The organism is Mailhella sp. (genome assembly GCF_057866825.1).
On the sequence record NZ_DBMAHT010000056.1, the window covers coordinates 1 to 12697 of the forward strand.

A 12697-nucleotide genomic window follows, 5' to 3' on the forward strand; every position below is an offset into this window, starting at 1 on the left:
GGCGGTGGCTTGCCGCCGCATGGTGCGGAGCGCTGGCGCTGGGCATCCTGTTCATGGCGCTTGCCGTGCTCGTGCAGGCGCTTGCGGTGCTGGCCCTGGCGCTGATCGCGGCCGTGCTGCTTCTGCCGCATCCGCCCGCGTGGTATGCCGAACGGGGCGGCGAAGCGGCGGGCGCGTTTTTCCGTTCGCTGCTGCGCTCGGCCGGACTGGAAAAGTCCTCGGACGTTGAAGAGCGTGCCGGGACTCGCAGCAGCGACGCGGATAAACATTGAGCAGGCGCGCAGGACGCGCGTCGGGAGTCGGAGCGATGCTTCGGCTCCTTTTTTTTCGGCCGGGCGGAGGAGAGAGGGCGGGGCGAAGCTGCAAAAACGCTCTGCTCCGGCCCTGCGGGCCCTTTTCGGCGGAGTGCGGGCATCGGAGTCTGGCGGATGAGTGCGACATCCTGTTGGGGACCTGGCCCGCGGCTTTGGGCGGGGCCGCGGTGACTTTCCTGCGTTGGAACGGTGCAGAACGTGTTTGGGCAGGGGCAATCGTCGGAGCGCCTTCCGTCTGTTTTTCGCCTGCGCGGGAAGGGCTCTTTCCCGCCTCGTTTCTGCGGGGATGCTCGCGGCCTGTTTTGTGCCTGCGCGCCTGCCGGGAGCCTCTGCCGAAAAGGCGGGCAGGCGGAACGCGTGTCTTCGCGTGTTCGGGACAGCCCACGGAACGAAAAAACGCCTCCTCCGATGCGTTCGGAAGAGGCGTTCTGCGTCTGCCCGGAAGATGGGCAGAAAAAAGTCTTAGTCGATGACGGCCTTTTCAATGATCACGGGTTCCACCGGCACGTCCTGATGGGGATAGTGCGAAGTGGTGGGAACCTGGGCGATGGCGTCGACCACGTCCTGACCCTTCACCACCTTGCCGAACACGGCGTAGCCCCAGCCCTGCATGGTGGGAGCGCTGAAGTTGAGGAACTTGTTGTCGGCCACGTTGATGAAGAACTGGGCCGTGGCGGAATGGGGAGCCTGCGTGCGGGCCATGGCGATGGTGTAGGTATCGTTTTTCAGGCCGTTGTTGGCTTCGTTTTCAATGGGTTCGCGGGTGGGCTTCTGAACCATGTTCTTGTCGAAGCCGCCGCCCTGGATCATGAATCCGGGAATGACGCGGTGGAAGATGGTGCCGTCATAGAAGCCGGACTTCACATATTCAAGAAAGTTTTTGGTGGTGTTGGGGGCCTTTTCGGCGTCGAGTTCAAGGACGATGTCGCCTTTGTTGGTCTTGAGGGTGACCATGTTTTTTCCTCCGGCTTGAGCCTGGCAGACGGGGCCGAGCATGAGCGCGGCGGCGATCAGCAGGCAGGACAATAGAAGTTTGCGCATGTTGTTTCTCCATAATGCATTGGAAGTATGCGTCGACTGTTCTTGTATAGGAAGTGGCGGATCTTGGCAACGTCGGACCGGGCGGGGGAGAGGGACGGGGAAGGGGTTACCTGACGGACTGATTTATGGTATGGATGACCGACATGTTGATGGAGGTAATATGTTAGGCACCATAGTCAATACTGCGGCCATACTTTGCGGCAGCGTGATAGGCAGCGTGCTGCGCAAGGGAATCAAGGAAAAATATCAGCAGGCCCTCTTCGACGCCATGGGCTTTTCCGCCGTGGCCATAGGGATCAACGCCGTGGTGTCCAACATGCCCAACAGCCGGTATCCGGTGCTGTTCATTCTGAGCATGGCGCTCGGCAGTTTTCTCGGCGCCGTGTGGGACTGGGACGGAAAGTTCCAGAATCTGGCCCGCCGCATGGGCAGTTCCGATCTCGGCCGCGGGCTTGCCACCGCCATTCTGCTCTTCTGCATCGGCACGCTTTCCATACTCGGCCCCATCGAAAGCGCCGTTCACGGCAATCACACCTTCCTCTTCACCAACGCCACGCTGGATTTCGTCACGTCCATGGTGCTGGCGTCCACCTACGGACTTGGCATAGCCTTTGCCGCGCCCGTGCTCTTCTGCTGGCAGGGCGGACTGTATCTGCTCGGACTCTGGCTCGGCTCCTTCGTGCCCCGCGATCTTCTCACCGAAGTCTCGGTGGTGGGAGGCATACTCATTCTTGTGTCCGGCGTGTCCATGCTCCGCATCAAGGACTGCAAAACGCTGAACATGCTGCCTTCGCTGTTCGTCAGCGTGATTCTCTATGGTCTGGCGGCCGCTTTTCTGTAGGCCGCTTCTCCGCACACGTTTCTTTTTGGAGATCTGCCCATGAACATCGTTGTCTTTGAAGTCAGTCATGACGAAAGACAGGAACTGGAACATCTTTCCCGCACGCTGCCCGTTTCCCTGCGTCTTGTGGAGGCCAATCTGTCTCTGGCGACCGTCGCCGAGGCCGAAGGCGCCGAAGGCGTGTCCGTGCTCGGACGCAGCCGTCTGGACCGCCCCCTGCTGGAAGCGCTGAAGAATATGGGCGTGCGGTATGTGTCCACCCGCACCATCGGCGTGGATCACATTGATCTGGACGCCGCCCGCGAGCTCGGCATACGGGTGGCGCACGCCTCGTATCCGCCCGACGCCGTGGCGGATTTCACCATCATGCTCATGCTTCTCGTGCTGCGCTGCTACAAGCCTGCCATGTGGCGGCAGAACGTGAACGACTATTCCCTGTTCGGCCTCATGGGTCGCAGCATGCGCAGGCAGACCGTGGGCGTGGTGGGCACGGGGCACATCGGAGCCGCCGTGATACGCGATCTTGCCGGGTTCGGATGCCGCATTCTGGCCTACAACCTCACGCCGTGCGAGGAGCTGAAGTCCCTGGCCGAATTCGTCGATCTGGACACGCTCTACAGGGAAAGCGACATCATCACGTTTCACGTTCCCTTCACGCCCGAGACCCGTCACATGGTGAACCGGGAGAGCCTCTCCCGCATGAAGGACGGCGTTGTGCTCATCAACACGGCGCGCGGCGAACTCATGGACATCGACGCCATCACCGAGGGCATTGAAACGGAAAAAATCGGATCGCTGGCCATGGACGTGTTCGAGCATGAGCAGGGCATCTATCACGCCGACCGCAAGACCGACATCTTGAAGAACAAGGACATGGTGTATCTGCGTCAGTTCCCCAACGTGGTGCTGACTCAGCACATGGCCTTCTACACCGAGGAGTCCATCACGAGCATGGTGGACTGCGGCATACAGACGCTGCTGGACATGAAGGAAGGCAGGCAGACCAGACTGGAACTGTAGCGGTAAAACTCCGCGCGACGGCCGCATGATTTTGGAGCGGACGTTCGGGCGGTTGCGGAATAAGCCCGCCCGGGGCGGGTTGGAACGTTTATCCTCAACAAGGAGTCTCTATGGAGACGCAAGGAAAGAAACCGTCGATTTTGTGGGCCACGCTTTCACTCGTGCTGCCCGTGGCCATGATCCTGTACGGCACGCTGGTGGTCGGTGTGAGACCTCCCGTGCTGCCTCTGCTGGGCGCGGTGGCGCTTGCCGCGGTCATGGCTCTGAAAACGGGCTACACCTGGGAGGATCTTCAGGACGGCATGTTCGAGGCTCTCGGCCGCATTCAGATCGCCATCGCCATTCTGGCCATGGTGGGCATGATCATCGCCGCGTGGCTGGCTTCGGGCACCATTCCCGCAATCATTTACTGGGGTCTTAAACTCATCGCTCCCGAGCACTTCCTGCTTTCCGCCATGGTGCTGTGCTCCGTGGCGTCCGTGGCCACGGGCACGTCCTTCGGCACCATGGGCACCATCGGCGTCGCGCTGCTCGGCGTGGGACAGGCGCTCGGCTATCCCGCCTACATGACCGTGGGCGCCATCGTTTCCGGTGCGTATCTCGGCGACAAGATGTCTCCCGTGTCCGACTCCACCAACATCACGGCGTCGGTGTGCGAAGTGCCTCTGTTCTCGCACGTCATGTCCATGCTCTGGACCACTGTCCCCGCCTTCATCGTGGCGGGCATCGCCTATACCTTCCTGGGCAGTTCCGTGGCCGCCCAGCAGGGCGCGTCGCTGGAGAGCCTGAACGCCATCCTTACCGGCCTTGAGGCCAACTTCAGTCTCGGTCCCGTGGCCTTCCTGCCGCCCGTGCTCATGATCGTGCTGGCCTATCGCCGCTATCCGGTGCTGCCGGTCATGCTGATCTGCCTGCTCACCGCCATGGTCATTGCCGTGTTCGAGGGCGTGCCCTTCAACAAGCTCGCCACCATGCTCACGTCCGGCTATGTATCCAAGACAGGCATCGCCCAGCTTGATCCGCTGCTCTCCCGCGGCGGCCTCATGAGCATCATGCCCACGGTGCTGCTGCTCTGCTCCGGCATGGCCTTCGGCGGCGTGCTGGAACGCTCCCGCGTGCTCGAAGTGCTGCTCGAAGCCATCCTCAAGGGCGCCAAGTCCGCGGTGCGTCTCGTGGCTTCCGCGCTCGCGGCGGCCTACCTCATCAACTTCGGCACCGGCAGCCAGATGCTGGCCGTCATCGTGCCCGGCCGTGCCTTCCTCGATTCCTTCAAGAAGGCCGACATCAGCCCGCTCGTGCTCTCCCGCACCTGCGAGGACGCCGGCACCATCGGCTGCCCGCTGGTTCCGTGGAGCGTCCACGCCTTCTACATTGCCGGCGTGCTCGGCGTGAGTGCCTACGATTTCGTGCCCTACGCCTTCCTCAACTGGTTCGTGCCCATCTTCTCCCTGCTGTGCGCCCTTACGGGCTTCGGCATCTGGAGGCTTGACGGCACTCCCGTGCGCAAGGCGCGCGCCAAATAATCGACGCCCGATCCGCTCGGGCTTCGAGTCATGAAAAAAAACGCGTCGGAACACGGTTCCGGCGCGTTTTTTCGCAGACGGCGCTTGATGGGGAGGGACGCCCGGCGTGCGGGCGCGATGCTCCGGGGGCGCTGTACAACGAGGGGCGGGGGAGACGAGGATGTTCGCGTTTCCTGCTCCGCCGGAGGATGGGCCGAATCGCGCGACGTCGCCATTTCTGCGGAAGCCAGGCCGCTCTTCTTTCGAGCGACCGGATGGCGGTGGAAAAGTTTCTCCTCGAGCGCCGTTTTGAGCGCCAGCGCTTCGGCCCTTACGGGCACGCAGTATTGACGATGACGACACAGCGGGCCAATATGACGCCTGTGTTCATGAAAGTTCCAGTTCGGGCAGGAGAAAACAGGAGCAACTCGCGTCAGGACTCCCGGAAAGCTCGCCCATCGCATGGCGCGCCGGATGGAGCGCCGCGGCCGATACGGGAGGCATATCTCTTGCCCGCAAGGTCATACGTTTCCCGGAGCGGACATCCGGCAGCATGGTCCGCTCATTGTTTTTTAACCTGTTGAGGGCGGAGCCTGCATTTTCGGAGGCCTTTTGGGCAGAAAAAGGCACGGACTTCCGTCCCGGGAGAAAAAGTATGGAAAACGATTCCAAACATGAGGCAAGAAAAAAGCTGATCGACGACATCTGCAACATGGAATGGGAGATGTTCGACAAGGTTCAGAACAAGGGCGGGCGCGCAAGCTGTCAGAACGACGAGGCGTTCTTCAAAAAGATGCGGGAGTGTCAGTTCGGGGACTGGAACGACGAAATGCTTCTGAGCTATTGTTCCGATCTCATGAACGCCAAGCAGGCGGGCCGCAATCTTCCCATGGAGAAGTACGCCTTCATGATGGAGCACACCTGTCCGGCGGAATTTGCGGAGCTGAAGGACAGTCTGCCGACGATAGACGAGGAAAAGGCCGCGCTCATTCGGGAAATCGTGGCCGCGCAGGTGGAATGGGAACGGGAGGTCGATCAGCAGTATCCGTACGTGCGGGCCGGAGGGCGTCCGCTGACCAGCGACAAGGACACGCCGATGACGACGTCGTTTGAAACCTATCTCACCGGGGAATTGAAGACCTATTCCACGAACACGCTGCTGCTCTACGTGGAGTATGTACACAAGCTGAAGGAGGCCGGAGTGAATCTGGCGCTTCTTGCGGCGGAACGCACGGTGCGCGTGTACGGATACGCGTCTCTGGACGACGCGGAACAGAAAACGCGCATGAAGGTTGAGCGCATGGCGCGCTGAGCCGCAGGAGCACAGCGTCGGGCCGGAATTGCCGCATGACGGGCGATGCTGTCCGACGTTTCGGAAAAAGCAAGAGGGCCGTCCTTTCGGGCGGCCCTCTTTTTGTGTTTGCGCATCGCAGGGAGAAGGCGCTGCGCAGATCAGTGATTACTCATAGCGGGGCTTTCTCTTCAGGTGCTTGCGGAACCATCCGGTGACCGAGTTGATGACCACGAAGAAGGTGGGAATGAAGAAGATGCCGAGCGAGGTGGCGCACACGGTGCCCCAGAACACGGCGGTGCCCACGGCGTGCTGGCTGGCGGCGCCGGCGCCCGAGGCCGACATCATGGGCAGCACGCCCAGACCGAAGGCCAGGGAGGTCATGAGAATGGGGCGCAGACGAATGCGGCAGGCTTCCACGGTGGCGTCGATGAGGCTTCGGCCCTCTGCCTGAAGGTTTCGGGCGAATTCCACGATCAGAATGGCGTTCTTGGACGAGAGGCCCATGACGGCCAGAATACCGACCTGGAAGTACACGTCGTTGGTGAGATCCTTGAAGTAGGTGCCGAGCACGGCGCCGAGAATGCCGAGCGGAATGACCAGCAGCACGGCGAACGGAATGGACCAGCTTTCGTACAGAGCGGCCAGGGCAAGGAACACGACCAGCACGGACAGCGCGTAGAGCATGGTGGTCTGAGAGCCGGCCATCTTTTCCTGATAGGAAAGACCGGTCCATTCCATGCCGAAGTCCTTGCCGAGCTTTTTCACTTCGTCTTCCATGATGCTCATGGCAATACCGGAAGCCACGCCGGGAACGGGTTCGCCCTGATATTCGAGGGCGGGCATGGCGTTGTAGCGCTGCAGCACGGCGGGACCGAAGGTCCAGTCCGTGGAGTAGATGGCGTTGAAGGGCACCATCTGTCCGGCCGCGTTGCGGAAGTGAATGCGGTTGAGGCTTTCAGGATTCTTGCGCACGGCGGCGTCGCCCTGCACGTACACCTTCTTCACGCGTTCGTTGTGAACGAAGTCGTTGACGTAGGTGCCGCCGAGCATGGTGGAGACGTCGGTATTCACGCTGGAGAGCGAGAGGCCCATGCTGGTGGCCTTGGCGTTGTCCAGGTGAATGTTGAACTGCGTGATGTCGTCCATGCCGGTAAAGCGGATGTAGGCGATCTGCGGATTGGCGAAGGCCGCCCCCATGAGCTTGCTGCCGGCTTCCACCAGTTTTTCGTGGCCCACGCCGCCGCGGTCCTGGAGCTCCATGGTGAAGCCGTTGGTCATGTCGAGGGAGATGATGGCCGGAGGAATGGCGGCGATGAACTGACCGTCGAGAATGCCGGCGAAGCGCTGACGCATGCGGGCGGCCACGGAGGCGGCGTCCTGTCCGGGCTTGGTGCGTTCGGCGTAGTCCTTGAGCTGCACGAAGCCCATGCCGGTGTTTTCGGCCACGCCGCCCATGCCGTAGCCGGCCACGAACATGTAGGAAACGACGTTGTCCTTTTCTTCATTGAGAATGTAGTCCGAAACTTTCTGGAATTGTTGCTTTGTCTGCTCCAGTGTGGCGTTGGGGGGCATCTGCAGCATGGTCATGATGGCGCCCTGGTCTTCCGAGGGAAGGAAGGAGGTGGGCAGCTGCTTGTACACAAAGCCGAGACCGCAGACGAGGACGGCGTAGATGATCATGATTCTGCCGCCGCGCTGCACGATGGCGTGAACCCCGCCGGAATAGCGATGCTGGTTTTTGGTGAACATGCGGTTGAACCAGCCGAAGATGCCGTGCTGGGCGCCCTGAGAGTGAGGCTTGAGGAGGCTTGCGCAGAGCGAGGGCGTCAGAATAAGGGCCACGAGCACCGACAGCGTCATGGCGGACACGATGGTCACGGAGAACTGCCGGTAGATCACGCCCGTGGAGCCGCTCATGAAGGCCATGGGCAGGAACACGGCGGAGAGCACCACGCCGATGCCGATCAGCGAGGAGCTGATCTGATCCATGGATTTTTCCGTGGCTTCCACGGGATCGAGGTGTTCTTCCTGAATCACGCGTTCCACGTTTTCCACAACCACGATGGCGTCGTCCACGAGCAGACCGATGGCGAGCACCATGGCGAACAGCGTAAGGGTGTTGATGCTGTAGCCGAAGGCGAGCAGCACGCCCATGGTGCCGAGCAGAACGACGGGCACGGCGATGGTGGGAATGATGGTGGCACGGAAGCTCTGCAGGAAGAGCCACATGACGAGGAACACCAGAATGATGGCTTCCACCAGGGTTTTCACCACTTCATGGATGGAGGCGAGCACAGGAGGCGTGGTATCGAAGGCCAGCTCATAGGCCATGCCGTCCGGGAAGTAGTGGGAGAGCTCCTCAATCTTGGCCTTCACCAGATTGGCGGTTTCCAGGCCGTTGGCGCCGGGGGCGAGGGTGACGCCTATGCCCGAGGCGGGGTGTCCGTTGTAGTAGGTGGTGATGCCGTCAAGTTCCGTGCCCATGGCCACGCGGGCCACGTCGCGGATGAACACTCTCTGGCCGTCCTCCGTCACCTTGAGCAGCACGTTTTCGAATTCGGTGGTGTTGCGCAGAAGGCTCTGTGCCTTGATGATGACGTTGAGGGCCTGATCGTTCTTGCCGCCGATGATGTTGGCGCCGAGCTGACCGGCGGTGACTTCCATGTTCTGGGCGGTGATGGCGCTGCGCACGTCGGAAGGCGTGAGCTCGTACTTGGTGAGCTTGTCGGGGTCGAGCCAGATGCGCATGACGTACTTGCCGCCGAACACCTCCACCGTGCCCACGCCCTGCGTGCGGCTGATTTCATCCTTGATGTTGGTGCTGATGTAGTCGGCAAGGTCGATGTTTTCCTGACTGTTGTCCGGCGAGTACAGGGTGATGACCATGAACATGTTGTCGTTGCCCTTGGACACCGACACGCCGTAGCTCTGCACGGCGGAAGGCAGCTGCGACTGCACCTGCTGCACCTTGTTCTGCACCTGCATGTGGGCCACGTCGGGATCGGTGCCCACCTCGAAGGTGAGGGTGATGGTGGACATGCCGGAGGAGTCGGACTCCGACTGCATGTAGATGAGGTTGTCGATGCCGGTCATGTTCTGTTCAATGACCTGCGTGACGGTCTGGTCCACGGTGGTGGGGGAAGCGCCCGAGTAACGCGTGTTGATGAGGATGGAGGGCGAAGCCACTTCCGGGTACTGCGATATGGGCATGGTGAAGATGGCCAGCACACCGAAAAGCATGGTGACGATGGCCAGCACCCATGCGAATATGGGGTGGTGAATGAAAAAACGGGAAAGCATTATTTGCTGCCTCCGGAGGCCTGCGCAGCCTTCATTTCTTCTTCGGAGACTACCTGCACGGGCTGTCCGCCGCGGGTGTTGTGGACGCCGTTGAGCACGATTTCTTCACCGAGCTTGAGGCCGTCCGTGACGTACCAGTCGTTGCCTATGGCGTGGCTTATGGTGATGTTGCGGCGTTCGGCCATGCCGTCCTTGACCACATAGACGTAGGGCAGGCCTTTGAGGTCGCGCAGCACGGCCTTCTGAGGCGCGAGCACGGCCTGATCGTCCTGACCCATGACCACGCTGACGCGCACGAAGAGGCCGGGCAGCAGCACGTTGGCGGCGTTGGGGAACTCGGCGCGCAGGGTGACGGTGTTGGTGGTCTGATCCACGTTCACGCCGGTGAAGTTCAGATGTCCGGCGGCGGGATAGTAGGAGCCGTCGTGCATGGTGAGCGTGGCCTTGATGTTGGAAGGCGTCACGTCCTTGAGATCGCCGCGTTCTCCGAGCTGCTTCTGCAGGGAGTAGAGGTCGTCGGAAGACTGGGACACTTCCACGTACATGGGATCGGTCTGATAAATGGTGGCGAGCGGCGAAGCCTGACTTGCGGTGAGCAGCGCGCCCACGGTGTAGTTGCTGAGGGTGATGCGTCCGCTGATGGGGGCGCGCACCTCGGTGCGGCGATAGTTGATTTCCGCGGAGTCCACGGCGGCCTTGCACGACTGCACCGACGCTTCGGCCTGACGCAGGGTGGCCTTCACGTCGTCGTAGTCCTGCTGACTCACGGACTTGGTCTTCAGCATGCTGGCGGTGCGGCGTTCGCGCAGGCGGGTGACGTTGAGATTGGCTTCGGCGCTGGCGAGATCGGCGCGGGCCTTGTCGAGGGCGGCCTTGTAGGTGTCGGGCTCGATGCGGTAGAGCACGTCGCCTTCCTTGACCATGGCGCCTTCGGTGAAGCAGCGTTCCTTGAGAATGCCGCTCACTTCGGGGCGAACTTCGGCCCAGCGGTAAGCCACGGTGCGACCGGTGAGTTCTCTCTGAATGTCCACCTTGTGGGGAGTCATTTTTACGGTGGTCACGCGGACGGTGCGGGCCTGGGGCGCCTGGGCGGCGTTGTCCTTCTTGGATATGAGGCCGCTCAGCTGATCGCAGCCGACAAGGAGGAAGGGAAGCGCCAGCAGAGCAGGCGCGAGCTTAAGAATTCTGACCATTATAACATGCTCCTTGGGTAAGGATGGAGTAGCGGGTTATTCCTGCCAGCCGCCGCCGAGGGCGAGGCACACTTCGGCTATGCTGACGAGATGATTGGCGTGCGCCACGGCAAGGGACTGCTGCGCGGTGAACAGATTGCTTTCTGCAGTGAGCAGTTCGAGGTAGGAGGCGAAGCCGTTGTCGTAGCGGGTGCGTGCGTGCATGACGGCGCGGGAGAGGTAGTCCACCTGACGGGTGAGCGCGCTCACGGAATTGGCGTATTCGGTCTGGGAAACCAGCGCGTCGCGCACGTCCTTGAAGGCGTTCTGCACGGTGAGTTCGTAGGTGGCCACGGCGGCCTTCTTGGCGGCCTCGGCGCTGTCCACGGTGCGCTTGATGGTCCAGAAGTTGAGCGGCAGGCTCAGGCTTCCGCCGACGCTGGCGTACTGATTGCTGCTTCTGAGCAGTTCGTTGAGTTCCAGACTCGCGCCGCCGAGCAGTCCGGTAAGGGAGAAGGACGGGAAGAACGACGCGCGCGCCGTGCCGATGTCGTAGTTGGCGGCCTGCAGATTGGCTTCGGCCTGACGGATGTCGGGGCGATGTTCGAGAATCTGCGAGGGAATGCCGGAAGGCAGGGCAGGAGTCTTGTCGAGGGAGGTCATGAGCGAGGCGGGAGCCTTGAGACCGCCCATCTTCATGATTTCCGCGGGCGAGCGGCCGAGCAGCACGGCGAGGGAGGTTTCGGCGGCGTTCTTGGCGATTCTTGCGGAGGCAAGAGCGTTGCGCGCGGTTTCCACGTTGGCGCGGATGCTCAGAATGTCGAGATCGCTGATCTGACCGTTGTCGAAGCGGTTCTGATAGATTTTCAGGGAATCTTCGCGGTTTTTCAGCACGTCGCGGGCGATTTCCTCCTGCCAGGTGTAGGCGCTCAGCCAGAAATAGGACTCCACGGTGCTGGCGGCCACGGTGAGAATCACGTTGTCGCGGGCGGCTTCGGTGGCCACGAGGGAGGCGCGGGCGGATTCCGCGGCGTTCCAGTATTTGCCCCAGAAGTCGAGTGTCCAGCTTGCGGCGAGCGCGCCGGAGAAGGCGTGGGTGTTCTTGCCGTTGTTCTGCATGGCGGCGGGCGAGGTGGCGGAGCGCGCCATGGTGCGCGTGCCGTCGGCCGAGGCGGAAGGCACGGGCAGGAGCGCATCGCGCGCTATGCCGAGTCCGGCCTGCGCCTGATCCACGTTGGCCATGGCCTGGTCGATGTTCTTGTTGTGCGCGAGCGCTTCTTCCACCAGCGCGTTCAGCGTTTCGACGTGGAAGCGCTCCCACCACTTGGTCTGAAGCGCCTGCGACTGCGAGGCCTCCCACGTTTGAGGGATATCCATTTCCGGGCGCTGATAGTCGGGGGCAAGGTTGCACCCCGCAAGAAGCAGCATGAATGCCGGAGCAAGAATCGACAGCATTTTGACCATAAAAAGGCTCCTGTATCCTTTGAAATGAGCAATATGCCGGAATTTAACTGGATTTTTCGGAAACGGCGTGGACTGCGCTGCCTGTTTCCGCCGCGTCCGAACCGGCATCTCCCTTTTTTGGAGAGGGGGGCGTCATTTTGATTGAGTGGACATACCGTATCTTTCTTGTTATAAAAAATCAAGAAGCATCAATATTTTGATAGAAAAAAGAAATACTGTGTCAGGCGGGGGGAGGGAAAAAAACTTGAATTGGACCATAGAGCAGTTGCGCGCTTTTGTCACGGCCGCCGAAAAAGGATCGTTCTCTGCGGCGGGCCGGGCCATGGGCAAGGCGCAGTCGGTGGTGAGCACGCACATCGCCATGCTGGAGGACAGTCTCGGCGTGGAACTTTTCGATCGTTCGTCGCGCTCTCCCATGCTCACCGAGGCCGGACGGTCGCTTCTTCCCGAGGCGCGCGCCGTGCTCCGTCAGAGTCATCGCTTTGATTCCTGCGCCATTGCCCAGTACAGCGGCGAGGCCGTGCTGCTCAACATCGTGGTGAGCCACGGCGTGCCTTTTCAGGGCATATCCGAGGCGATGGCGTCGCTGACGGAAAAATATCCTTTTCTGAGCGGAAGCTTTCACATCGTTTCCCTGGACAGCGTGTGGAAACAGGTGAGCGAGGGAGAAGCGCAGATAGGTCTTGTGGGCGGACATCTGCCGGAAACGAAGAGCAACTGCGAAGTGGTCTGCCTCGGTCAGCTCCGCT

Annotated in this window: 10 protein-coding genes; 6 read left to right on the forward strand and 4 right to left on the reverse strand. The window is 61.2% G+C overall.

All coding sequences use genetic code 11. The features are described 5' to 3' along the window. On the forward strand, positions 1-272 hold a 272-nt coding region (locus ACZM96_RS06665), incomplete at its 5' end, for a hypothetical protein (protein ID WP_489488079.1). A 504-nt stretch (positions 273-776) separates the two neighbouring features. On the opposite strand, the gene ACZM96_RS06670 is transcribed toward ACZM96_RS06665, so the two are convergent. After that, positions 777-1355 carry a peptidylprolyl isomerase gene (locus ACZM96_RS06670; RefSeq protein WP_489488080.1) on the reverse strand — a complete coding sequence of 193 codons (579 nt, stop codon included), beginning with the start codon at positions 1353-1355 and terminating at the stop codon, positions 777-779. A 160-nt stretch (positions 1356-1515) separates the two neighbouring features. Between ACZM96_RS06670 and ACZM96_RS06675 the strand changes: the two genes are divergently transcribed. From ACZM96_RS06675 to ACZM96_RS06690, 4 genes are all read left to right on the forward strand, one after another. After that, positions 1516-2196 (forward strand): DUF554 domain-containing protein, encoded by a 681-nt coding sequence (locus ACZM96_RS06675; protein WP_294486892.1) that lies wholly within the window; start codon positions 1516-1518, stop codon positions 2194-2196. A 39-nt stretch (positions 2197-2235) separates the two neighbouring features. Then, positions 2236-3216 (forward strand): D-isomer specific 2-hydroxyacid dehydrogenase family protein, encoded by a 981-nt coding sequence (locus ACZM96_RS06680; protein WP_489488082.1) that lies wholly within the window; start codon positions 2236-2238, stop codon positions 3214-3216. Positions 3217-3326: 110 nt separating this feature from the next. Then, positions 3327-4739 carry a Na+/H+ antiporter NhaC gene (nhaC, locus tag ACZM96_RS06685; protein WP_489488083.1) on the forward strand — a complete coding sequence of 471 codons (1413 nt, stop codon included), beginning with the start codon at positions 3327-3329 and terminating at the stop codon, positions 4737-4739. 634 nt (positions 4740-5373) lie between these two features. Beyond that, positions 5374-6030 carry a DUF4125 family protein gene (locus tag ACZM96_RS06690; RefSeq protein WP_489488084.1) on the forward strand — a complete coding sequence of 219 codons (657 nt, stop codon included), beginning with the start codon at positions 5374-5376 and terminating at the stop codon, positions 6028-6030. Between the two features lie 147 nt (positions 6031-6177). On the opposite strand, the gene ACZM96_RS06695 is transcribed toward ACZM96_RS06690, so the two are convergent. Genes ACZM96_RS06695 through ACZM96_RS06705 form a run of 3 tightly spaced genes read right to left on the reverse strand, consistent with a single transcriptional unit; the run spans position 6178 to position 11948 of the window. Next, the gene (locus tag ACZM96_RS06695; protein WP_489488086.1) at positions 6178-9312 is read right to left on the reverse strand and encodes an efflux RND transporter permease subunit; all 3135 of its coding nucleotides are present in this window, start codon (positions 9310-9312) and stop codon (positions 6178-6180) included. After that, a complete protein-coding gene (locus ACZM96_RS06700) occupies positions 9312-10505 on the reverse strand; it encodes an efflux RND transporter periplasmic adaptor subunit (RefSeq protein WP_489488087.1) in 1194 nt (397 codons plus the stop codon). The genes ACZM96_RS06695 and ACZM96_RS06700 overlap by 1 nt, the downstream gene beginning before the upstream one ends. Before the next feature lie 36 nt (positions 10506-10541). Next, positions 10542-11948 carry an efflux transporter outer membrane subunit gene (locus ACZM96_RS06705; RefSeq protein WP_489488088.1) on the reverse strand — a complete coding sequence of 469 codons (1407 nt, stop codon included), beginning with the start codon at positions 11946-11948 and terminating at the stop codon, positions 10542-10544. A gap of 244 nt (positions 11949-12192) precedes the next feature. On the opposite strand from ACZM96_RS06705, the gene ACZM96_RS06710 reads away from it, so the two are divergent. After that, on the forward strand, positions 12193-12697 hold a 505-nt coding region (locus ACZM96_RS06710), incomplete at its 3' end, for a LysR family transcriptional regulator (protein ID WP_489488089.1).

Excerpts from the sequence above, each read along its gene's own strand:
- ACZM96_RS06695 (WP_489488086.1), bottom strand. The coding sequence starts at position 9,312 with ATGCTTTCCCGTTTTTTCATTCACCACCCCATATTCGCATGGGTGCTG.
- ACZM96_RS06690 (WP_489488084.1), top strand. The coding sequence starts at position 5,374 with ATGGAAAACGATTCCAAACATGAGGCAAGAAAAAAGCTGATCGACGAC.
- nhaC (WP_489488083.1), top strand. The coding sequence starts at position 3,327 with ATGGAGACGCAAGGAAAGAAACCGTCGATTTTGTGGGCCACGCTTTCA.
- ACZM96_RS06700 (WP_489488087.1), bottom strand. The coding sequence starts at position 10,505 with ATGGTCAGAATTCTTAAGCTCGCGCCTGCTCTGCTGGCGCTTCCCTTC.
- ACZM96_RS06705 (WP_489488088.1), bottom strand. The coding sequence starts at position 11,948 with ATGGTCAAAATGCTGTCGATTCTTGCTCCGGCATTCATGCTGCTTCTT.
- ACZM96_RS06680 (WP_489488082.1), top strand. The coding sequence starts at position 2,236 with ATGAACATCGTTGTCTTTGAAGTCAGTCATGACGAAAGACAGGAACTG.
- ACZM96_RS06675 (WP_294486892.1), top strand. The coding sequence starts at position 1,516 with ATGTTAGGCACCATAGTCAATACTGCGGCCATACTTTGCGGCAGCGTG.
- ACZM96_RS06670 (WP_489488080.1), bottom strand. The coding sequence starts at position 1,355 with ATGCGCAAACTTCTATTGTCCTGCCTGCTGATCGCCGCCGCGCTCATG.